Source organism: Aneurinibacillus sp. Ricciae_BoGa-3 (genome assembly GCF_028421645.1).
GTDB lineage: Bacteria > Bacillota > Bacilli > Aneurinibacillales > Aneurinibacillaceae > Aneurinibacillus_B.
Map to the genome: position 1 here is coordinate 4,136,351 of NZ_CP116887.1, position 20,199 is coordinate 4,156,549.

A 20,199-nucleotide genomic window follows, 5' to 3' on the forward strand; every position below is an offset into this window, starting at 1 on the left:
CCTCCTGTAGCTTTTGTTTATTTCACTTGTGCCAGATCTTCTACAAACGCAACGTGTCCACCTGACAAAGACGCAATACGTGCCAAAGACTCAACCCGATAACCCGCTTCTTTTAGCTTTGCGCCGCCATTTTGAAAAGCTTTCTCAATGACAATCCCGATGCCCGCCACGCTGCTCTCTGCCTGCTCAACGAGCGATGCAAGCCCCAGGGCAGCTTCTCCGTTAGCCAGAAAATCATCAATTATCAAAACGGTTTCCCCTGCAGGCAAAAACTTCTTAAGAACAGTGACCTCATTCGTTTCCTGTTTTGTAAATGAATAGACCTGTGTATGATAGGCCTGCTCATTCATAATTGCTGAACGTTTTTTACGGGCGAAAACGACCGGAACCCCCAGCTTTAATCCGGCTGTAAGCGCCGGAGCAATACCGGATGATTCGAGGGTTAGGATACGGGTGATGCCTTCATCCACAAACAGCCTGGCAAATTCCTCCCCTACTGCCATCATTAAAGCGGGGTCAATCTGGTGATTCAAAAATGAATCAACTTTCAGTACATTATCGTTAAGCACCTGTCCGACATCCCGGATTGCTGCTTTAAGTAACTCCATGTTTTCGTTCTCCTCTCTTTAGTTAAACAAAAAATCCGCGGGGCCCTTTTTTCTGTACAAGTGAAAAAAGGTCCCGCGGATCATAAAATAAAACACAAATAGACGATGCGTCTACCTGCTGCTAGGCTCAAGTATTTTCACTCGTAGTCAGATCATTTACGGTAACCTGGTAGAAACTTTTGGGCCATATCCCCAAGATTATACGAGTTAACTATGGAATTTTGCTTAATGCAGTTTTTATTATACAGAAGAGAGGGTAAAAAATAAAGTTCGGATTTAAAAAATCCGAACTTTATTGGTTTTCATAACGAAAGTGTTCGTTAATTTTCGTTTATTCTTCTTTTTCATTAACCGAACGAAGCTGGGCAAGCGTGGCGAGCGTACGCACCATGACCCCGGTCCCTCCTGCAGGGGAGAGATCATTGTCTTTGTCCGCCCAGGATGTACCCGCAATATCCAAATGCACCCACGGCGTCTCTTCCGCAAACTCACCTACAAACAGGCCAGCGGTAATCGAACCCGCATTGCGGCCACCGGTATTTTTCAAATCAGCAATTTTACTTTTAATTTGATCTTTATACGGTTTGTACGCAGGAAGCCTCCAGAGAAGCTCCCCTGCCTCTGCCGCCGAAATCATGACTTCTTCCATAAATTCTTCATTATTGGTCACCGCAGCTGTCGTACAGGTTCCAAGTGCAACAAGGGCGGCACCAGTAAGAGTCGCTAGATCGACCACATAGTCAGCGCCCATTTCTTTGGCGTAGCATACTCCGTCAGCAAGAATCAAACGCCCTTCAGCATCCGTATTTAATATTTCAATCGTTTTTCCGTTCATCGCAGTAATCACATCGCCCGGTTTTAAAGCGGACCCGCTTGGCATGTTATCCGTTGTCGGGATAACGGCGGCTATGTTGACGTCTGGCTTCAGCCTGCCGATCACTTCAAGAGCCCCAATTACGGCTGCGGCGCCCCCCATATCCCCCTTCATTTCATCCATTCCGGGCCCTGGCTTCAGAGAAATACCACCCGAGTCAAAAGTGATCCCTTTTCCTACAAAACCGAGCACATCTTCCCACTTATCGGTTCCCTGGTACTTAATCGCCACAAGTTTAGGCGCCTGTACCGAGCCCTGATTGACACCGAGCAGCCCGCCCATGCCGTATCGTTCCATATCGGGTTTTTCCAGAATTTCAACCTCCATGCCGTACCGTTCAGCCACTTCCTTCGCCTTCTCGGCAAGTACAGTTGGCGTTAAATAATTGCCGGGCATGTTCACAAGATCCCGGGCAAGATTCGTACCTTCAGCAAAAGCTTGGCCAATTCGAACACCCTCCCGTGCATCCTCGGCACCCTGTTCAGCACAGAATATAACAAGGGACTCCAGAGCCGGCTTTAATTCTTCCTTTTGGTGGTAGCCTGGAAAGCGGTAGTCAGCCAGCAGCACGCCTTCGGTGATCGCATGCGAAGCTTCCTTAGCGTCGAGGCCGCTCCAAGCATCAGAAAGTGCGAATGCCAGCTTGGTCAGCTTCGCTTTAAGCGCTTCTTTCACAGCGCGTGCGCTTGCCTCGCGCAGTTCTTCAAAAGAGAGCTCAGCCTCGTCCCCAAGGCCAACCAAAAGAATGCGGCGGGCGGCAATTTTGCCGTAAGTATGTATAAACTGAGTATCGTTTCGATCGCCGCTTATTTCACTATCGGAGAATAAAGCGGCAATATTGCCACCCAGCGCTTGATCGGCTTCCGCCAGTGCGCCTTCTGCCTTTATGGTCCCTTTAACAATACCGATAACCAGACAATCAGCCTGCTGTGTGAGAAGTCCTTTTGTAACCACTTTAATTTCCATTGTTAATACCCACCTCCACAAAAATTTTATCAATAATTAATATGAAAGGAAAGATTTCAGCATGTATGTGCTGCTGGGATTTGATAAAATAGGATAGAGAAAACTAGAAAGGAACAGATCGATGCCGTCATTATTCTCGAATTATCCGCTCTGGTCTGCCCTGCTTGCGATTGTAGCGGCCCAGGCGATAAAAATCCCCATTGCGTATTTTAGATCAAGAAAATGGGATGCAAAGCTTTTATTCAGTACTGGCGGAATGCCCAGCTCTCATTCAGCCGCTGTTACAGCCCTTTCAACTGCAGTCGGCTTTGTCGATGGAATCGGTTCAACTTCCTTTGCGATAGCCGTTGTTTTTTCTATAATTGTGATGTTCGACGCTGCCGGTGTAAGAAGACATGCTGGAACACATGCTGCCGTATTGAACCTTCTCGTAGAGGATTTTCAACAGTTGATCGAAGAACTAAAGACCCTGCGCATAAACCCCAGGCGGGAGAAAGCAGAGAAACTAAAGGAACTTCTTGGGCACCAGCCAAGTGAAGTGCTCGTAGGAGCATGGCTCGGCATTATCTTATCCGCAGTCATCTATTTCTTATGGAAATAAACTCAGCCGGCACACGGCACCCCGGCTCGCAAGAATAAAGAAAAGCCCCTGCCTGTCCAAGTACACCGACAGCCTGAGGGCTTTTCACCATTTGCTATTGCTTGCTAATGCTTCTGTTTTGGTTTAAATCCCGTACCATCGCTTCGCTCACTTTTCCTTTTCCTTTTTCAATGATATACACGTCTACCTGCTTCTTACCCCATTCCTTAAAGACGTCCTGTTTCTTCTCAAAATACAGATCCAGCTTATTGCCTTTAATAGCCGAACCAATATCCGCTACAATGCCGTAGCCGTATCCGGGAATATATAAAACAGTTCCCAGCGGAAAAACGTGTAAATCTGCTGCTATGGTGGAAACTCTATCCCGTCTCACTTTGACGCCAGAATAGGTTATTTTGTATGCAGGATGGCTTTCATCTTTCCCTGTAGACTCCGGACCCGGATAGTAGCCTGTGGCCACCACAGACACTTTCGGATATTGCTCCAGCGACTGAACGGGTATTGTCAATCCCTCACCTGAAACCGGTTTAGCCGGGATTTTCTCTGTTTTTAATTTATGTTTATCAATTTGAACAGTCTTCTTTACACTTTGTCCATGTGCGGGCTCCCTGGTGGCCTGCGGCTGTACAAGCAGAATGTATAGGCCAAGCATGGTAAACACAATCGAGATGAAGAGATATGGCAAAGAAGGTTTCACATTTTTTAAGATCGAATTCACTCTTTTAGCCTCCTCTTATCTTAAGAATCTCCCATACTTGGGCAGCCTATACATGCAGAACAAAAAATTAACCGCGTCAGGCCTTGCGTTTTCGCTCATGGGGATAAAAAAAACACCCGTTTATACGAGTGGCAGCGAAATTTTCTTATTTGAAAGCGAAAATCAGTGTATATAAAGAAAAACCTCCCAAATGGAATGTTTGGAAGGTTTTTGATCGTTTTTATTTGTAGCTTACAGCTTCACTTTTTTAGTGAGAAGTGAAAGTCCGCCGAGCATAAACAAAGAGCGATTATCAATAACTTTTTTCATAAATGCTGCGGTTCCACCAAAGATTTTCTTATTTCCAACCAGCCCAATGGCTTCCCCTTTACCAAGAGAAGCGACTGTACCTTTAAGATGGAATACGAAAGGTTTAGGCGTTCCGCCGCGCATAAGCTCCACAAGATTTTGCCCGAGGTTCTCGCCCTGCTGAATAGCAATCTGGGCAGTTGGCGGATACGGACGGTCTGTTGCAGCGTTGATGACAAGCGCGCTGTCACCGACGATAAATACATTATCATGCCCTGGTGCACGAAGGTATTCATCCACCTTCACACGGCCGCGCATGGTTTCAAAGCCGGATTTCTCAATTACAGAGTTACCGCGGACACCACCAGTCCAAACAACAGTTTTGGATTTAATTTCTTCACCCTCACCGATAATTACACCGTCTGGCGTACATTCTTTGATCGGTGTAGCAATTCTAAACTCTACACCTTTTTTGGAGAGAATATCCATTGCATACTGCACAAGTTCAGGGTCAAAGCCCGGCAACACCGTAGGGGCTGCTTCTACGTTATAGATCTTAACGTCGCTCGGATTAACATCAAACTCTTCACACAGCTCAGGGATACGGTCCGTTAATTCTCCAAGGAATTCAATCCCGGTAAAGCCAGCACCACCGATTACAAAGGTAATAAGCTCAGGGCTTCTTTCATTTTTGTAGCGGGCAAAATTATACTCAATATGCTCGCGAATCTCACGCACGCTGTTGATGCTGCGAATGCTGAATGCGTGTTCCTTAAGACCTTGAATGCCAAATGTTTCAGGCTCGCTTCCGAGGCCGATGACCAGATAGTCATAGGACAGCTCGTCGCCAGATTCAAGTGTAACGGTTTGCTTATCTTTATTAATGCTAGCAACGGTTCCTTTGAGGAACTTAACTTTGCTGGAATCTAGAAGGCTGTTAATTTCAACCCGGCATTTATCCGGATCAAGCGTACCTGCTGCTGGTTCATGCAGCCATGTCGTAAAGTAATGGTAATCATGCTTGTTAACCAGCGTTACATCTGCCTCGTTGTAATTCATGGTTTTTTGCAGTTTCACTGCAGTCATTAAACCGCCGTAACCGCCGCCAAGAATTAGGATTTTTGGATTTGCCATCTTTCTCAACCACTTTCCTTAAGTATTTGAAAATCCATTGTGCTTTTTTTCACTAGCATACCCTGACAAAAAAATCACACCCATGGATTAATTACCCAGTCTCCATTAAATTGTTCACACTTTTATCATAAGTCGGTTTATACGTTTTTTCAAGTGAAAATATGCACAAACACGTTTTTTTATATCGCCTACAGTTAAGCTATTCCATACAAAAAATGGGGAAAACTATGGTTCACCGCCTTATGTAACTTGGTTGCGGGCCAATTTTGTTATAATTTTGATTGTAACGCGAATATTAGGGACAATTGATTAGAAAATATTCGCTTTTGAAAAATTCCAACTTTAGCTTTCCAACCCGGGGAAGCGGTTATATAATTGGAGAGACATCTTTTCCTTAATGAATAAGAAAGTACAACCCTTTCTTATCCTAAACGCAGCTACAGCTATTGCCAGGCTGCGTTAAAGTTTGGCCTGGGGCCAAGTTTTCTAAAATTTTCGGGGGTGTAAGATATGGATCTCTATCGGGATGAAAAAACTTACGACATTACGGTAATCGGTGGCGGACCAACCGGGCTGTTTACCGCTTTCTATGCGGGTATGCGCCAGTCTAGCTGCAAAATTATAGAAAGTATGCCTCAGCTTGGCGGCCAATTAGCAGCGCTATATCCGGAAAAATTCATCTATGATGTAGCGGGGTTTCCAAAGGTGCGCGCTCAAGAATTAGTGGATCGTTTAAAGGAGCAGGTCGCGCATTTTGAAACGGCCAGTGCTCTCGAGGAGAAAGTGCAAAGCATTGAAAAAAAAGAAGATGTATTCGAAATCACCACAGATAAAGGCATTCACTTCTCCCGAACGGTTATTATTACTGCCGGTGTTGGAGCATTCGAACCGCGCAGGCTCGAATTAGAAGGTGCGGAGCGCTTTGAAAAAACAAACCTTCATTATTTTGTGGATGATCTAAATAAATTTGCCGGACAGAAAGTCGTTGTTTTTGGCGGCGGCGATTCTGCCGTTGACTGGGCGTTGATGCTTGAACCAATTGCTGAAAAAGTCACCCTCATACATCGCCGGGACAAGTTCAGGGCGCATGAACACAGCGTTGAAAACCTTATGAAATCTAAAGTCAACGTTCTTACACCATATGATTTACATTCAATAGATGGCGAAGACAGAATTAAAAAGATCACCATCCGCAACAGTAAGACGGAAGAACTTGTAACGGAAGAAGTGGATGCTGTGATAGTAAACTTTGGCTTCATTTCTTCCCTTGGCCCGATAAAAAACTGGGGGCTTGAGTTAGAGAAAGGTTCTATCAAGGTCAACACAAAAATGGAAACCAATATCCCAGGTGTTTATGCGGCAGGGGATATCGCAACCTACCCGGGCAAGATTAAATTAATTGCTGTAGGTTTTGGCGAAGCACCGACAGCGGTCAATAATGCCAAGTCGTATATGGACCCGGATGCCAAAGTTCAACCCGCACACAGTTCCAGTTTAAAAATGTAAAGTAAATACGAACAAGCTAACCCGCCTTTTAAAAGGCGGGTTTTTTTGCATAGGCTATCTTATAGTGGCAAAACATAAAAAACCAACGACCCAGGGGGGTAAGCATGACGCGCAGTTCTATCTCAGCTGTTTATGCTGTATTTATTATACTTCTTACAGTAGGCATCCCGCTCTTGCTGTTTTTTGGCACGGACGAACCATCGGGCATACTAGCTGCTGTGCTTGCATTTGGCATTCTGCTCAGTTATACGCTGTATTCCAACCTGTTGAATAGGCGCAGTTAATCAAAAAGGAGGGCGGCACAATGTCGATATGTCCCATTTGCAATGGCTTTTCCCACCTCGAACAATCCTGTCCCTCTTGCCGCCACATGATGGAAGACACAGGCAACATTGAACAGTTTTTCGGTCCATACACTCCTTATCGGGAGCGGAACGATATTAAGATGTCTAATGGCTATCTGGATGTGGCGCACCACGAATGTATACATGTACTAAGCTGTCCTCACTGCGGCCGCCAGCAGACATTTACGGTGAAGGAAATGATGGGTCCCGACGTTTACGACTAATCGCTGTCCTAACTTTTTAGCTTCTTACTAGTCAATGCATTTTCACAACTAAATAAAAGAGCGGGGGGACGAAAAAAAGTCGCCACCTCCGCTTTCTCATTATTAAGAGGTTTATTCAGTCATCACTGCGTATGTGTGAGTGTTCTGGTTCCGGCCCATGATATGTATGTATTGCGCACACTTAAATGTTAGTGATACATCGCCAACCCTGATGCACCTATCTTCTGATATTGCCTCCACATAAATCCAACAAATTTCTTTAGCCTTTCTTTTTGTTTCCTCAATTTTGTCACCCCCTCTAAATGATATCGGCACAAACAAAAAATTATTTCCTTTTACATCTGACAAGGCTAACGTCGCAGGATATCCGGGTTCGGCGGATTTAAAGGGATTCCTGGATGACAAAAGCCTGCTAGTGTCATCTTATTCAGATGCTTCCATTACAGCGAAGAAAAACAGTGAAAATGGACCCGTCATTCAACTTGCAGGAAGCTTCAATCCAGGAAATTCTGGCGGCCCTGTTTTTAATGAAGCCGGAAAATGGCGTACATAACTTGTTTAAAACGACAAATTTATCGTTTTCCTAAAAAACAGTAGAAAAATATGTCGGAAGTTTGAATTTTTAAAAACAAGAAGATAAACGGCTTTCAATGTTATTATTAGTGAAAGGACTAACAATAATTAGGAGGTATTTTTTATGACAATGGAACATTTAATTAACGAGTTTATCCAGGTCAAAAATATTCAACCTTCCAATGCAAATGATTTGTTAGATTTTATCCAACGCAGATATATCCAAGGTGAATTATCGATTGTCCAGTATCGCAACATGTTTCGTGAACTTACTGCGAGAGGCGCAAAGAAACCAAATTCACTAGAACTTATATAAGAGTAATCACGGAGCGGGGAAACCCGCTGTTTCTTTCAGCTTTCTTGTCCGGAATAAAAAGTGTTAGCTTCTGATAGGGGCCAGGACGTAAATTTATAAACAATCAATCACAATTACTTAATAAAGGTTTGCTATATTGAAATTGCTCCCTAATTAGCAACAACCCTTATACCTTCTCTCAGGCGCAGACTCCAGTCTGTGTCTTTTTTCTGCTACGATTACGTTTAAAGTCAAATCACACAATAAGACTTCCTAACAATTACCTTTTCTTTAAAAAATGCACAGATCATCTGAATCAATAGCCCGTCCCAACAAGCGAGCAATGGAATAAAATAAATCATCAATTGAAAGAGGTGAATTTTATTGGCTATTACTCCATTGACGAGACTAGTCAGCAGCGGCTCAGCAACACCTGCACCCCGCAGAACTTTTGTTGCATTAGATAGACCTACAGCTATTTCCCTAGCAAGAGCGAATCAAGGTGAACAGGCATTCGCACTAGTGGCTCAAGCCGATTCTGTGGCAACTGACGAAGGTCGTGTATTTCAAGGATGGCCCAAATTAACGCCGTACAGAAATGACAACAGCAATTTTACTAAGATTGAGCCTGCTTATGTATGGGACTCGTATACAACCGCGGGGCAAATGAGATTCTTTGCTATATCATCAACAACTTTTCAGTTGTTGACAGGGCAGCAGGTTCTTATCGATTTATGGGTATTTTGTGATAACGCCCATGACGTGCAAATTGACGTTTTTGATCTGACTCAAAGTGATACATTTACAACTATTTCTCCACCTGACAATCTTTCAGATGGCATGTTAGATCCCAACACTGGAACTACCGACGATGTTCCTTTTAACTGGCTAAACGTTCAATATTATTCAAACACTAGCATTCCTGTTCCAGATACACGCAATGGAGACACCTTTCAAGTTGTGCTATCCTTCGAAGCTGTAAACTATAACATTGATCCGCCGAATGCGTTTAATCCAGCAGGGCTGTCTTTCGCTGCAGATTTATACTTAGGCTAAGTTACGTGCAACATTCGATAGCATCCTGCACTATCTTTGCTGTTCAGAGGGTGCTGTATAGTGCCCTTTTTATTCGCCATTCACTTTAACTGATTGTATGTCTTTTTCCCGAGGTTCCTTCATCGCTTGCATGCTTATCATCCTTTACGCGACCCTGCCATAACGTAAAAAAGCACCTCCTAACGTATCTGATATACGTCAAAAGGCGCTATACAAAGCCTAACCACTATATATTTGCGGGGTAACGTATTACATCCCTCATCAAATGAATACGTAACTCTCCGCCTAAACTATCGTACATTGTCCGAAGATGTTAACGAATCAAAACGTTAGCACTCGCTTGGCGCACCCGCATTTTCTTTGGTACGGAAAGAAGATCCGCAACCGCATGTTGCAACCGCGTTTGGATTATCAATTGCAAATCCGCCGCCCATCATCGATTCTTTGTAATCTATTTTTAGACCGTCTACATATTTGTGGCTTTCGCTGTCCACAACGATTTTCACACCTTGCTGGTTGAATTCAGTATCGCCCTCACGCATCTCATCATCAAAACCCATTCCATATGAAAAACCGCTGCATCCACCAGGCATAACACCTACGCGCAGGAAAAGATTTTTATTCTCTTCAGCGGCCAAAAGTTCTTTTACTTTAATTCCAGCACTCTCAGAAAGTGTAATCATTGGATAGATTCCCTCCTTGTGGTTCCTCAAAAGAAACCTTTGTCTTTAGTATACTCCATATAATCCGGCCGCTCAAGATTTCCAATATTACCAAACAAAAATGTTTACTAACTAAATGTAATTTACCTATACAGTACATCTCTTGTTTGAATCGGAAATTATCTCTATAATAATGAAGATGGATGAGTCTACGTGCAGCGTGTTTATTAAAGCTAAGAGGTGAAAGTATGAATACTTTTGTGAAACAATTTGTGCAGGATGAGACCCTGCTTCCTGTTATCGAGAAAGTCGAAAACGGTGAACGATTGACTCTAGAAGATGGTTTAGCGCTTTATAATTCGAACGATATTCTAACCATCGGACAACTGGCCAACCGGGTGAACACCCAGAAGAACGGCAACAATGTTTACTTTATCGAAAACATGTATATTAATCCGACCAATGTATGTGAGGCCCACTGTTCATTCTGTGGTTTCCGCCGGGATCCCGGAGAAGAAGGCGCTTACACGATGAATGAAGAGGAGCTGTTAGCATACGTTCAGAAGGGCTATTCCTCTTCTCTGCGCGAATTTCATATCGTAGGCGGACATAATCATACCGTTCCGTTTGAGTACTATGTGAATACTGTTCGTACCCTCAAAAAACATTATCCGCATGTTACCATAAAAGCATACACAGCAGCTGAAATTGTTTTCTTCGCTAAAATCTCCGGACTTACCGAACAGGAAGTACTGAATGAATTAGTGAAAGCAGGACTGGATACGATGCCTGGAGGCGGCGCTGAAATTCTGACAGAAGAATACCGGGCCAAAATGAGTCCTGAGAAGGCCAGCACTGACCAATGGCTTCACGTGCATGAGCTGGCCCACAACATGGGAATGAAAACCCACGCCACCATGCTTTACGGATCCATCGAAAAATTAGAAGAGCGGCTTGTACATATGATTCGTCTGCGTGAGCTGCAGGACCGAACCAATGGATTTATGGTATTTATCCCGTTGGCCATCCAGCCTAAGAAAATTACCGCTTCCATTAAACGCAGGAACTCTGCTTTTGATGACATGAAAACGATGGCCATCAGCCGACTTATGCTGGATAATTTCCCGCATGTGAAGGCGTACTGGATCAATATCGGTACACAGCTTACTCAGATGGCGATAAACTTTGGTTCTTCGGACATTCATGGTACACTTGTTGAGGAGCGCATCAGCCATGCTGTAGGTGCCCTTACACAGTCTGCTCTTACCCGAGATGAACTGGTATGGCTCATTAAAGGCGCTGGCAGACAACCAATCGAACGCGATACTTTCTACAACGCAATAAAGGAATACTAGCTTTTTTAGCTATAAATAAAAAAAGGACAGCCAGGCCATCAGCCGGCTGCCCTTTTTTAAAATCCAAGTTCTTCCCATAACTTATCTTCATCCTGCTTCTGCTTGAGGTACTCCTTAATCGCAATCAAAAGCTCATCCGGCGTATCTGCAGCAATTAATTTCCCCTCAACAAGGGCATACGGCTGGATAAAGCACTGGCCGCAGTTTCCAAGACAGCCATATTCGAGAATATCGACTTCCCCTTCCTCTTCCAGCACTTTCTTAACCCGGTCGCTCCCGTTGGACAGGTTGCTTACACAAAATTCAACCATGGGGCGCAATCAAACTCCCCCTTTCTTCCCTAGCTAATCGCGCGCATTCCCGTTTTCTCTATGGCCTGCTTAATTTCCTTTAGCTTCGGATTTCCTTCACCCACTACTTCACCGTTTAATACGACAAGCGGATACCAGTATTCGTCAGCTTGAATCCGGCGGGCAAATTCCGCATCCTCCCCTTCAAGCTGGCTATATATATCAATATACCGAACTTCAATACCGGGGCCGTATTTGCGGTCTAAAGCGGATTGAAGCCATTCGGAAGTGTCTTTAGCTGACGGCAAATTCACACAGCTTGCACAGATTTGTTCTGCGCCGAATACACGAATAACCAAATTTAATCACCTCGTATTAAGAGAGCGCCCGCTCAAGTTCCTCAATGAGATCTTCCACATCCTCAAGACCGACAGAAATACGGATTAGGCCGTCTGTAATGCCAAGTTCGGCCCGTCGCTCCGCAGGAATGGACGCATGGGTCATCTGGGCAGGAACAGAAATTAAGCTTTCTACAGCGCCGAGGCTTTCTGCCAGCGTGAATAGTTTGACGCGTGAAAGTACCTGATTGGCACGTTCAAGACTGCCCACATCAAAAGACATCATGCCACCGAAACCCCTACCCTGTCTGGCTGCAATATCATGCCCCGGATGTGAAGTCAGCCCCGGATAAAATACTTTCGTAATGTCCTTTCGCTCCGAGAGCCAGGCCGCAATGCGACGGGCGTTTTTCTCGTGTTCCTCCATGCGCACACCTAGCGTCTTCATGCCACGCAGCAGAATCCACGAATCCTGAGGCCCAAGTATAGCTCCCACGCTGTTTTGTACGAAATGAAGCTCATCACCTAGGGCCTGGTCTTTTACCACTGCAAGACCGGCAACAACATCGCTGTGACCGCCGAGGTATTTGGTTGCGCTGTGAACCACAATGTCAGCACCTAATTCCAGCGGATTCTGCCAGTACGGCGTCATAAATGTGTTATCCACAATGAGGTACAGGTTTTGATCCTGGGTTATTTCAGATACGGCAGCGATATCGGTAACCGTTAACAGCGGGTTACTTGGTGTTTCAAGCATAATTGCTTTTGTGTTGGGCCTAATAGCTGCTTTGATTGCGTTGGTATCCGTGGTATTGACAAACGTCGCCTCGATGCCAAACCGGTTAAACACTTTGCTCAACACCCGGAAGGTGCCGCCATATACGTCGTTGCCCACCACAAAATGCGCGCCCTTGTCAAACAGCATCACAACCGAAGAAATGGCGGCCATACCCGATCCGAAGGCAAAGCCTCTTATACCGCCCTCGATATCGGCAATATATTGCTCCACCGCAAAACGCGTCGGATTACCTGTTCGGGAATATTCATACCCTTTATGTTTTCCAACTGCCTCCTGTTTGTACGTGCTTACCTGGTAGATCGGTACACTTACGGCGCCTGTTGCCGGATCTCCGTCAACACCGCCATGAATCAACCTGGTTTTCATGCGCATGATTACATGCCCCCCTGGTATATTTTTTTGCTTAGGTAACGCTCACTGCTATCCGGGAAGATTACCACGATATGTTTGCCTGGCTTTGCCTTCTTCGCTTCTTCAAGTGCAGCAAACATCGCCGCACCGGATGAGCTGCCCACTAGCATGCCTTCCTGTGCAGCCAGTTCCTTCACCAGGCGAAAAGATTCAGCATCCGGTACCGTGTAAACGGCATTAAAGTATGATCTATCCATAAAATCTGGAATAAGCTCCATGCCAATTCCCTCAACCTTATGCGGAGCAACTTCCCCACCGCCCAGGATCGATCCTTCAGGTTCTACAATCACTGTCTTAATGTGCGGATTTTGTTCTTTTAAATACCGGGCGCATCCCATAAAGGTTCCGCCAGATCCTGCACCCGCGACAAAAACATCCACTTTCCCGCCCATCTGCTCCCAAATCTCCGGGCCTGTCGTTTTGTAGTGTGCAGCCGGATTCGCAGGATTGGCAAACTGCTGCGGAACAAATGCCCCTTCAATTTGAGCTGCAAGCTGCTGCGCCTTCGCAATAGCCCCTTTAATTCCTTGCTCGGTAGGTGTATTCACGACTTCGGCTCCAAGCGCCCGCATTAAATCCTGTTTTTCCAGGGAGAATTTCTCCGGTACGACAAACATGACGCGGTAGCCAGTTCCTACAGCAGCGAGCGCCAGTCCGATTCCTGTGTTACCCGCCGTGGGCTCGATAATGGTGCCTCCGGTCTTTAATGCACCGCGTTGTTCGGCGTCCCGAATCAATTCAATACCCAGTCTATCTTTAACACTTCCACCCGGATTAAAATACTCCAATTTAGCAAATAGCCTAACCCCTTGAGGAAGCCTAAACGTTGTAATTTCAACAATCGGGGTGTTCCCAATTAGCTCCTTAATGTTGCTGAATACCTTCATAGGATTCGTCCTTTCAGGTTTGTTGAAAATACCACTATCATTTTATCATATTAAAATCGAAAGCGTTAATCTACAGTATTCTTATAGGAATAAATACTCCCCCCCTGCAAACTGGAACGAAAAGGCGCAAAAACATGGATTTATAAATAAAACGGTATTATAATATAAGTATGTACCGAAAAGGAGTGAAAAAACGATGACTGAAATGACTCAAAAAGAAGAAGTACAAGAAGTTCTAGATAAATTGCGTCCGTTTCTACAGCGTGACGGTGGGGACTGTGAATTAGTTGACGTTGAGGATGGTGTAGTAAAGCTTCGTCTCCATGGTGCATGCGGCAGCTGCCCTAGCTCAACAATTACGCTTAAAGCGGGTATTGAGCGCGCTCTAATGGAAGAAGTGGAAGGAATTACAGAAGTACAGCAAGTTTTCTAAGATCAAAATATTTGCTGTTTGGCATATAATTGAGAAGAGCCTTGTAAACTTTGTTTACAGGGCTCTTTTTGCATCAATCATCGTAAAAACCATAAGCATCCAAGCGTTTGCCCTGGCCTTTAGCCCATTCCGCTAGTCTGCTACCCCGGGTTTAGATTCAGTGCGGTTAAGCAAAAACTGCTTAATTAGAGGGAACAGGTTATCCTGAATAAAATCACTGTATCCCCTGGCAAAAGGCTGAAGGTTGAAGGTAAATATACGGGATTCGAGCGTTTCAAATCCCGGCGGCAGATCCAACCACTCGTAAACTGTACCAGCGTATATATTTTTAACGATTAATTCGCCGCATTTTCCCGGGTCAATTACATACTGCCCAATCCAGCGCAGATCATTTGATTTTACACCCGTCTCTTCGAATAATTCCCGGCACGCAGCGGCTGCAGGCGTTTCCCCTGGTTCTACCTTACCGCCAGGAAGTTCCCACCCCCGCCTTTTATGCCGGGTTAACACCATCTGCTGTTTATTGTTTCTGGGAGAAACAAATACCAGTACGTGTTTGGCATCATCCCGGAAGTTCTCTGCATTGAACGTGAGGGAGAAAAAATGCCCGCTTTTATCATAAAAACAATAACTCACTGACCGTCGCCACACTTTCAGACTTTCTTTCTTTACTTTCTCTATAATACAATTAAATCAGACCCAACCAAATATTCCAAGCAGAAAGGCATGGTTTCCGTTGAAAATAAACCGGACAGCTTTGATTACGGGAAGCGCTAAAGGACTCGGTGTCCAAATCGCCCATGAACTGGCTGCAAGCGGCATCCGCATAGCTATTAATTACCGTTCCAGCGCTGCTGAGGCGGAGGCACTCAAACAACAATTGGAAAATACATACGGCTGTGAAGTCCTCTTGATACCGGGAGATGTCAGCAGGCCACATGAGGCAGCAAACATGGTAGAAACCGCAGTTACACGCTGGGGGCGCTTAGATATGCTGATTTTGAATGCCGGCCCTTACATAAAAGAACGTAAAAAACTCATGGACTATACGGATGACGAGTGGAATGCGATGATAAACGGAAACCTGTCCAGCGCTTTTTATATATGCCGGGCCGCTATTCCTGTCATGCGGAAGAACAGTTGGGGCCGAATTATAACCATTGGATTTGAAAGGGCGATGAATGCACCGGGATGGCTGTATCGGTCTGCCTTTGCCGCCGCCAAAGTCGGCCTTGTGTCGTTAACCCGTTCTCTTTCCCTGGAAGAAGCTGAGTACGGGATCACTGTAAACATGATATGTCCTGGCGATATTATTGGAGAAGCCAAACAGAAAACAATTGCGGAGCTAGCTTCGGTACATGACCCCGACACGCCGGTAGGACGTCCCGGATCTGGCCAGGATGTCGCCAGAGCTGTCTCTTTCTTGTGTATGGAGCAATCTGATTTCATAACGGGTGCAGTCCTAGAAATAACCGGGGGTAAAGACATTTTGGCTAAACACATGCAGGGGAAGTAAAAAGACACCTTGATCAAGGTGCCCTAAAATCCTTTCGCTTCTTCAGCTACGGCATTTGTTACGAATTCCCGGGTGATTCCTGCGCCATTATATTCCTTCCGAGTGGTTGAGATGTATTCGCGGATAGCGCCGGGAAGCTTTTCCAACGAATCAATGGTGAGAAAAGCACCTGTTGGCTCAATATCGATATCGACGATATTGTACTCCCACTCCAGCGCTGCCGGAATATGTACGGCGTTAATTCCGAGTTCAAGCGCGGGTTTGATATCGGTTCTCAGCGAGTTTCCAATCATCCACGTGTTTTTCGGATCCGCTTGAATGGTGTCCAACACATGTTTTAATGCCTTCGTATCTTTGTGAATGCTGATAAAAATATTGTGGTGGAAGAAAGTCGACAGCTCGAGCTGGTTGATCTTTCTGCACTGATTCTCTTCGTCACCACCTGTGTACAGATATAATTCATGCCCTTCCTTGACAAGCTGTTGCAGGGTTTCATACATACTTGGAAGGGGCTCGACTTTGATTTTAAACACACTCTCCCCTAACTCGCACAGAAAGTCCATTTCTGCGCTGACAGTCCCTCTGCCCAAGCTAGTGCAATAATGTTTATACGTTTGCACAAAGGAATCCGGGAACCGGTGAGAAGTTAATCCATTCTGATCAATGGAAGCGAGATCAATTTCGAGCTGCTTTTTTCTTATTTCTTCTCTTGTCAAAGCATAATCCTTAAAATACACAAGCATTTGGTCAATGAATTTATTAATGACAAGCTCAAAGTATTTGTTGCAGTAGGACAATGTATCGTCTAAATCGAATATAAGGTTTTGTTTCATTATTTTTCCTTCTTTCTCTGCGGGAGCTGTTAATACGGGGTAATCAGTATGTTACCCCGTATAAATAAACTCAAATCATTTTATCGCTGCCATCCTTTCAGCGTTTCTGCTGTATAGGTAGGCTTGATTGCCGATTTTTCTACATCTTCCCTGCTGCTGAACCCTCCAAAAACAAGCAGTGTATCCACCCCGCTTTTGTGTCCAGCTGCTATATCTGTCTCAAGGTTATCCCCGATGAGGAGGACATCGGAGGCAGTTAACTTCAGCCGGTCGAGCGCCAGTTGGATAATGGCTGTCTCCGGTTTCCCTACAAAAATTGGATCCGTCCCTGTTGCCGTGGCGATCGAAGCGGTAAGTGCGCCATTTCCAGGCAACAGCCCTTCTTCGGAAGGTACCGCGCGATCGCTATTGGTGGAAATAAAAACGGCACCTCCGCGGATTGCCAGCGCAGCTTGCTTCATCTTCTCGTATGTAAACTGCCTGTCAATACCGATAACCACATAATCTGCCGGTGCTTTGTCTACCAGGTTTACACCTGCCTGATTCAAAGCGGTGTGCAGGCCATTTTCACCGATGGCGAGCACGGTAACTGCTTCGAAGTTATTATGCTCATTTTTCCCTTCCCTCTCTTGTATCCATCCGGCTGCCGCCATACTTGATGTAAAAAAATCTTCTGGCACCGCCTCTATTCCCATACCGCACAGGCGCTGTGCGAGCTCATAAGGCGTTAAGGCTGAGTTGTTTGTAACGTACTGGTAGGGGATGTTGTTTGCCAGGCATTCTCCTATAAAATCTACAGCTTCCGGTATGACCTGTCCTCCCTTATATACGGTGCCATCAAGATCGAACAAGTATCCGCGGTACATCTTCTTCTCCATCAAATCCCACTCCTTTACCCTTCTTCTCTTTCTGATGTATCAAAAAAAGCAACCATTATTCTGGCTGCTCGATTTGATTGCTTTTTTTCTCTTGTATTACATATACACAGTTTTCTGCACCGGTTGCCATACATGAATCCTGTTCTACTTCAGCATCCAGTACTTTTTGGAATAAAGCTTTCTCGCAGCTGCATGCATAATTGTATTCTTTAGCAACGGTTGAGATCGGGCAATTGGATTCAACAAAAAAATATTTTCCGGTCTTTTCATCTTTTTCAATTTGAACCATGTACCCTTTTTCATTCTGCAATTGGGCTAAACGTTTCATTTTATCGTCAAAGCTGGGATTCGCAGAAACGGAGCCAGCATATGATTCTTCAAAGCGCTGCATTCTTCGGTTGAAGAGAACCTCCACCATCTGTGGTCCCTGCAGTTCTTGAATGTCCTGCAGCAGCTCGAGGGATAAATCGTGGTAGTTCTTAGGAAATATATTATCGGCTGCTTCAGAGAGGGAATAAACATTCGTGGGCCTGCCCATCGCCTGACGGACGAGGCGGGTCTGTACTAAATTATCCCTCTCCAGCGTATTTAAATGGCGTCGGACTGCCATCTCTGTAATTCCCAGTTCTTCGGCCATATCGCCAACGGTCAAAGACCCTTTAACTTTTAACATGTGCAAAATCTGATCGCGTGTAGAAGAGGACTTGTCTTTGTTCATCCTTACCTCACCTTCCTCTTACTCTATTGTACCCGAATGTGCAGGATAAGTAAATTTATATAAATATATATATAATAACTATCCTAATGTTGCTAATAACTTCTATAGTTCTTTATTCAGGTATTCACGAACTTGCCGTGGGAATTGGAGGAGGGTTGCATAATGACGTTGAAGAAGCTCAAAAATTCTGCCATCGTTCATGCGAATAAAATGGGTTACAAGATCGCGGCGGGCATTCACGATGTCTTTGAGAGCAGCTGAAGCTGCGTCGGGTATAACGGTTTCATCGCGAAGTATTTCCACTATATCTTCATAACTGCCAGGATCCCGCATAATAAATCCGTCAATCAATTCGTTTCCGGTATCTGCAATGGATTCCAGGGCAATGTGGAGTGCCCGCTGAAGAGCCAGCTTTTCTATTGGACTTTGCGGACCATGCTCTTGCTTGAGCAGCGGTTCAATCACACCAAGCGTTTGTTCTAAATATTGAAGCGTTTGCTCGATTTTCGACACATTAACTTGATACATGATGATTCTCCCTGTTATTTTTCTTTAGCTCGAATTGAAGTTATGGGACTTTATCTTACTTAAGTATACACGAGTACAACGGGAAAATCATGAGGAAACTAGGACGATTTCGGTTTCCTGTATGTTACAATGCATATAGATAAAACATGATTCATGGCACTTGAGGAGGAAAATTGTTGATGCAAAATGAAAATTGGGATTTTCTGTACGACCATTCTGAGGAAACAAAAACGCGATATGTGAGTTTTATGGGTGAAGTTGGCCGCTATGACCTGGCTATTATTAAAACAGGTAACTTTTACGGAAAAAGTATTGTCCTGAATATTCAAAGCAACAGAATGGCCATTCTGGGACAGAAAGATTTGGATGAACCGGGTTATCTTGAAGAAGTGTTTAACATGTCCGAGACCGAAGCCGCTGAATTGCGGGAATTTCTGTATGTAAGCATCTAACTCCCGTCATTTTGGGCAAACTACCCCTATTCCTGCTTGTTGGAAAGGGGTTTTTATTATGACGAAGCGTGAACAGTATAAGCCGCTGTCAACCGAATACAGCATGCTGCATACGCGGTATCCGGAGGAATTTCCTGAAGGCCCGTACGGAACCTCGGCCTCCTCTACCGGACAGTTAGGTAAAGAAAGCTGGGAGACCGGGGAAAGGCCACAGTCGGCATACGCTTATGAATACCGCAGCCTCCACGAAGGTATTCCCAGACACGAACAACCGGCTCACCCAATGCATGATAATCCTGCAGAAGATAATGAGCAGCCTTTAAGCTAGGCTGCTCATTGTTGGGGTGTATATTCTGTCACACGTTCGCGCGGTTCTTTATTCTTCCTTCGTGGGCGCGGCCTCCGTCTGTCGCGTTTCTTTGTTTCGCGGCCATCCTTGGCTCGATTATCCGCATGAGCCGATGCACTCTCCGATTTATCATATTCCTTATCGGCCGTTTCTTCAGATAGGGCCTGGCTTAATTCTTTATTTTTCTTTAACAGGAAATAAGAGCACCCGAAGTTGCAATATTCCAGTATATATTCATCAAAAAAGCTCAAACGGGAATCGTAAGGGGCTTTGCGATTCGTATCTTCAAACAGACCTTTCAATCGAAGCTGTCCGTATCCCCAGTCTCCCGCCACATAATCAAACTTATCCAATATATCGCTGTATCGCTCTTTGAATGCTTCAAGGTTAAATCCTTCTTTGTTTTCTTCAATTAGTTCATAGACGTTTCCCTGGACTCGTATCACTTCGATCCCCTCCTGTCTTCCTCTGGGTGTACTGCCTCCTATTTTACCACATTTTTCGGGAAAGCACACAAATTTGCCACGAAAAGTCTGCCCCCCATCTGGTTAGCCTAACTATCA

27 protein-coding genes and 1 riboswitch are annotated in these 20,199 nt (G+C 45.0%); of the genes, 12 read left to right on the top strand and 15 right to left on the bottom strand.

Going from position 1 to position 20,199, the window contains the following annotated elements; genetic code table 11:
- Positions 1–17: 17 nt before the first annotated feature.
- Both PP175_RS20960 and PP175_RS20965 read right to left on the bottom strand, forming a co-directional pair.
- Positions 18–608, bottom strand: coding sequence for a xanthine phosphoribosyltransferase (locus PP175_RS20960; RefSeq protein ID WP_272440163.1), 591 nt, complete (start codon positions 606–608; stop codon positions 18–20).
- Between the two features lie 124 nt (positions 609–732).
- Positions 733–834, bottom strand: a riboswitch (purine riboswitch).
- 105 nt (positions 835–939) lie between these two features.
- Positions 940–2,448 carry a leucyl aminopeptidase gene (locus PP175_RS20965; protein WP_272440164.1) on the bottom strand — a complete coding sequence of 503 codons (1,509 nt, stop codon included), beginning with the start codon at positions 2,446–2,448 and terminating at the stop codon, positions 940–942.
- Positions 2,449–2,569: 121 nt separating this feature from the next.
- Here PP175_RS20965 and PP175_RS20970 point away from each other — a divergent pair, with 121 nt between their 5' ends.
- Positions 2,570–3,049: a divergent PAP2 family protein gene (locus PP175_RS20970; protein ID WP_272440165.1), complete on the top strand. Its 480-nt coding sequence runs from the start codon at positions 2,570–2,572 to the stop codon at positions 3,047–3,049.
- A 94-nt stretch (positions 3,050–3,143) separates the two neighbouring features.
- On the opposite strand, the gene PP175_RS20975 is transcribed toward PP175_RS20970, so the two are convergent.
- Entirely contained in the window at positions 3,144–3,767 is a 624-nt protein-coding gene (locus PP175_RS20975) for a 3D domain-containing protein (protein WP_272440166.1), read from the bottom strand.
- A 231-nt stretch (positions 3,768–3,998) separates the two neighbouring features.
- On the bottom strand, positions 3,999–5,189 hold the full coding sequence (locus tag PP175_RS20980; RefSeq protein ID WP_272440167.1) for an NAD(P)/FAD-dependent oxidoreductase: 1,191 nt from the start codon (positions 5,187–5,189) through the stop codon (positions 3,999–4,001).
- 510 nt (positions 5,190–5,699) lie between these two features.
- Here PP175_RS20980 and PP175_RS20985 point away from each other — a divergent pair.
- From PP175_RS20985 to PP175_RS21010, 6 genes are all read left to right on the top strand, one after another.
- Positions 5,700–6,695 (top strand): NAD(P)/FAD-dependent oxidoreductase, encoded by a 996-nt coding sequence (locus PP175_RS20985; RefSeq protein ID WP_272440168.1) that lies wholly within the window; start codon positions 5,700–5,702, stop codon positions 6,693–6,695.
- A gap of 104 nt (positions 6,696–6,799) precedes the next feature.
- Positions 6,800–6,979, top strand: a complete 180-nt coding sequence (locus tag PP175_RS20990; protein ID WP_272440169.1) for a hypothetical protein — start codon at positions 6,800–6,802, stop codon at positions 6,977–6,979.
- Between the two features lie 20 nt (positions 6,980–6,999).
- Positions 7,000–7,263 (top strand): hypothetical protein, encoded by a 264-nt coding sequence (locus tag PP175_RS20995; RefSeq protein WP_272440170.1) that lies wholly within the window; start codon positions 7,000–7,002, stop codon positions 7,261–7,263.
- A gap of 253 nt (positions 7,264–7,516) precedes the next feature.
- Complete coding sequence (locus PP175_RS21000; protein ID WP_334314224.1) at positions 7,517–7,816, top strand: trypsin-like peptidase domain-containing protein; 300 nt, start codon at positions 7,517–7,519, stop codon at positions 7,814–7,816.
- 144 nt (positions 7,817–7,960) lie between these two features.
- Positions 7,961–8,152: a YppF family protein gene (gene yppF / locus PP175_RS21005; protein WP_272440172.1), complete on the top strand. Its 192-nt coding sequence runs from the start codon at positions 7,961–7,963 to the stop codon at positions 8,150–8,152.
- Positions 8,153–8,515: 363 nt separating this feature from the next.
- Positions 8,516–9,187: a hypothetical protein gene (locus PP175_RS21010; RefSeq protein ID WP_272440173.1), complete on the top strand. Its 672-nt coding sequence runs from the start codon at positions 8,516–8,518 to the stop codon at positions 9,185–9,187.
- A 329-nt stretch (positions 9,188–9,516) separates the two neighbouring features.
- Here the strand turns inward: PP175_RS21010 and erpA are convergent, their stop codons facing one another.
- The gene (erpA, locus tag PP175_RS21015; protein WP_272440174.1) at positions 9,517–9,870 is read right to left on the bottom strand and encodes an iron-sulfur cluster insertion protein ErpA; all 354 of its coding nucleotides are present in this window, start codon (positions 9,868–9,870) and stop codon (positions 9,517–9,519) included.
- Positions 9,871–10,097: 227 nt separating this feature from the next.
- Here erpA and mqnE point away from each other — a divergent pair, with 227 nt between their 5' ends.
- Positions 10,098–11,204, top strand: a complete 1,107-nt coding sequence (mqnE, locus tag PP175_RS21020; protein ID WP_272440175.1) for an aminofutalosine synthase MqnE — start codon at positions 10,098–10,100, stop codon at positions 11,202–11,204.
- Between the two features lie 56 nt (positions 11,205–11,260).
- Here mqnE and PP175_RS21025 read toward each other — a convergent pair whose 3' ends face one another.
- The 4 genes from PP175_RS21025 to cysK are packed head-to-tail and all read right to left on the bottom strand — an operon-like array spanning position 11,261 to position 13,929.
- Complete coding sequence (locus tag PP175_RS21025; protein WP_272443343.1) at positions 11,261–11,515, bottom strand: YuzB family protein; 255 nt, start codon at positions 11,513–11,515, stop codon at positions 11,261–11,263.
- Positions 11,516–11,544: 29 nt separating this feature from the next.
- Positions 11,545–11,853, bottom strand: coding sequence for a YuzD family protein (locus PP175_RS21030; RefSeq protein WP_272440176.1), 309 nt, complete (start codon positions 11,851–11,853; stop codon positions 11,545–11,547).
- A gap of 16 nt (positions 11,854–11,869) precedes the next feature.
- Positions 11,870–13,003 (bottom strand): bifunctional cystathionine gamma-lyase/homocysteine desulfhydrase, encoded by a 1,134-nt coding sequence (locus PP175_RS21035; RefSeq protein WP_272440177.1) that lies wholly within the window; start codon positions 13,001–13,003, stop codon positions 11,870–11,872.
- A 2-nt stretch (positions 13,004–13,005) separates the two neighbouring features.
- The gene (gene cysK, locus PP175_RS21040; RefSeq protein WP_272440178.1) at positions 13,006–13,929 is read right to left on the bottom strand and encodes a cysteine synthase A; all 924 of its coding nucleotides are present in this window, start codon (positions 13,927–13,929) and stop codon (positions 13,006–13,008) included.
- A gap of 196 nt (positions 13,930–14,125) precedes the next feature.
- Between cysK and PP175_RS21045 the strand changes: the two genes are divergently transcribed.
- Complete coding sequence (locus tag PP175_RS21045; protein WP_272440179.1) at positions 14,126–14,362, top strand: NifU family protein; 237 nt, start codon at positions 14,126–14,128, stop codon at positions 14,360–14,362.
- A 132-nt stretch (positions 14,363–14,494) separates the two neighbouring features.
- On the opposite strand, the gene PP175_RS21050 is transcribed toward PP175_RS21045, so the two are convergent.
- Positions 14,495–14,998, bottom strand: coding sequence for an NUDIX domain-containing protein (locus PP175_RS21050; protein WP_272440180.1), 504 nt, complete (start codon positions 14,996–14,998; stop codon positions 14,495–14,497).
- Positions 14,999–15,098: 100 nt separating this feature from the next.
- On the opposite strand from PP175_RS21050, the gene PP175_RS21055 reads away from it, so the two are divergent.
- A complete protein-coding gene (locus tag PP175_RS21055; protein WP_272440181.1) occupies positions 15,099–15,878 on the top strand; it encodes an SDR family oxidoreductase in 780 nt (259 codons plus the stop codon).
- Between the two features lie 23 nt (positions 15,879–15,901).
- Here the strand turns inward: PP175_RS21055 and PP175_RS21060 are convergent, their stop codons facing one another.
- The 4 genes from PP175_RS21060 to PP175_RS21075 form a co-directional block, all read right to left on the bottom strand.
- Positions 15,902–16,711 (bottom strand): HAD family hydrolase, encoded by an 810-nt coding sequence (locus PP175_RS21060; protein ID WP_272440182.1) that lies wholly within the window; start codon positions 16,709–16,711, stop codon positions 15,902–15,904.
- An 80-nt stretch (positions 16,712–16,791) separates the two neighbouring features.
- On the bottom strand, positions 16,792–17,589 hold the full coding sequence (locus tag PP175_RS21065; RefSeq protein WP_272440183.1) for a TIGR01457 family HAD-type hydrolase: 798 nt from the start codon (positions 17,587–17,589) through the stop codon (positions 16,792–16,794).
- A 55-nt stretch (positions 17,590–17,644) separates the two neighbouring features.
- Positions 17,645–18,307, bottom strand: coding sequence for a helix-turn-helix transcriptional regulator (locus PP175_RS21070; protein WP_272440184.1), 663 nt, complete (start codon positions 18,305–18,307; stop codon positions 17,645–17,647).
- Between the two features lie 102 nt (positions 18,308–18,409).
- A complete protein-coding gene (locus PP175_RS21075) occupies positions 18,410–18,835 on the bottom strand; it encodes a DUF86 domain-containing protein (RefSeq protein WP_272440185.1) in 426 nt (141 codons plus the stop codon).
- Between the two features lie 179 nt (positions 18,836–19,014).
- On the opposite strand from PP175_RS21075, the gene PP175_RS21080 reads away from it, so the two are divergent.
- The gene (locus tag PP175_RS21080) at positions 19,015–19,287 is read left to right on the top strand and encodes a DUF3055 domain-containing protein (protein ID WP_272443344.1); all 273 of its coding nucleotides are present in this window, start codon (positions 19,015–19,017) and stop codon (positions 19,285–19,287) included.
- A gap of 58 nt (positions 19,288–19,345) precedes the next feature.
- Entirely contained in the window at positions 19,346–19,615 is a 270-nt protein-coding gene (locus PP175_RS21085; protein WP_272440186.1) for a cytosolic protein, read from the top strand.
- A gap of 5 nt (positions 19,616–19,620) precedes the next feature.
- On the opposite strand, the gene PP175_RS21090 is transcribed toward PP175_RS21085, so the two are convergent.
- Positions 19,621–20,082, bottom strand: coding sequence for a YutD family protein (locus PP175_RS21090; protein WP_272440187.1), 462 nt, complete (start codon positions 20,080–20,082; stop codon positions 19,621–19,623).
- Positions 20,083–20,199 lie beyond the last annotated feature (117 nt).

What these genes read in the sequence shown, in the direction of transcription:
- cysK (WP_272440178.1), bottom strand. Translation starts at nt 13,929, where the DNA reads ATGAAGGTATTCAGCAACATTAAGGAGCTAATTGGGAACACCCCGATT.
- PP175_RS21065 (WP_272440183.1), bottom strand. Translation starts at nt 17,589, where the DNA reads ATGGAGAAGAAGATGTACCGCGGATACTTGTTCGATCTTGATGGCACC.
- PP175_RS21035 (WP_272440177.1), bottom strand. Translation starts at nt 13,003, where the DNA reads ATGCGCATGAAAACCAGGTTGATTCATGGCGGTGTTGACGGAGATCCG.
- PP175_RS20980 (WP_272440167.1), bottom strand. Translation starts at nt 5,189, where the DNA reads ATGGCAAATCCAAAAATCCTAATTCTTGGCGGCGGTTACGGCGGTTTA.
- PP175_RS21080 (WP_272443344.1), top strand. Translation starts at nt 19,015, where the DNA reads ATGCAAAATGAAAATTGGGATTTTCTGTACGACCATTCTGAGGAAACA.
- PP175_RS21085 (WP_272440186.1), top strand. Translation starts at nt 19,346, where the DNA reads ATGACGAAGCGTGAACAGTATAAGCCGCTGTCAACCGAATACAGCATG.
- mqnE (WP_272440175.1), top strand. Translation starts at nt 10,098, where the DNA reads ATGAATACTTTTGTGAAACAATTTGTGCAGGATGAGACCCTGCTTCCT.
- PP175_RS20970 (WP_272440165.1), top strand. Translation starts at nt 2,570, where the DNA reads ATGCCGTCATTATTCTCGAATTATCCGCTCTGGTCTGCCCTGCTTGCG.
- PP175_RS20995 (WP_272440170.1), top strand. Translation starts at nt 7,000, where the DNA reads ATGTCGATATGTCCCATTTGCAATGGCTTTTCCCACCTCGAACAATCC.
- PP175_RS20990 (WP_272440169.1), top strand. Translation starts at nt 6,800, where the DNA reads ATGACGCGCAGTTCTATCTCAGCTGTTTATGCTGTATTTATTATACTT.
- PP175_RS21045 (WP_272440179.1), top strand. Translation starts at nt 14,126, where the DNA reads ATGACTGAAATGACTCAAAAAGAAGAAGTACAAGAAGTTCTAGATAAA.
- PP175_RS21075 (WP_272440185.1), bottom strand. Translation starts at nt 18,835, where the DNA reads ATGTATCAAGTTAATGTGTCGAAAATCGAGCAAACGCTTCAATATTTA.
- PP175_RS21070 (WP_272440184.1), bottom strand. Translation starts at nt 18,307, where the DNA reads ATGAACAAAGACAAGTCCTCTTCTACACGCGATCAGATTTTGCACATG.
- PP175_RS20985 (WP_272440168.1), top strand. Translation starts at nt 5,700, where the DNA reads ATGGATCTCTATCGGGATGAAAAAACTTACGACATTACGGTAATCGGT.
- PP175_RS20965 (WP_272440164.1), bottom strand. Translation starts at nt 2,448, where the DNA reads ATGGAAATTAAAGTGGTTACAAAAGGACTTCTCACACAGCAGGCTGAT.
- PP175_RS21025 (WP_272443343.1), bottom strand. Translation starts at nt 11,515, where the DNA reads ATGGTTGAATTTTGTGTAAGCAACCTGTCCAACGGGAGCGACCGGGTT.
- PP175_RS20960 (WP_272440163.1), bottom strand. Translation starts at nt 608, where the DNA reads ATGGAGTTACTTAAAGCAGCAATCCGGGATGTCGGACAGGTGCTTAAC.
- PP175_RS21060 (WP_272440182.1), bottom strand. Translation starts at nt 16,711, where the DNA reads ATGAAACAAAACCTTATATTCGATTTAGACGATACATTGTCCTACTGC.
- yppF (WP_272440172.1), top strand. Translation starts at nt 7,961, where the DNA reads ATGACAATGGAACATTTAATTAACGAGTTTATCCAGGTCAAAAATATT.
- erpA (WP_272440174.1), bottom strand. Translation starts at nt 9,870, where the DNA reads ATGATTACACTTTCTGAGAGTGCTGGAATTAAAGTAAAAGAACTTTTG.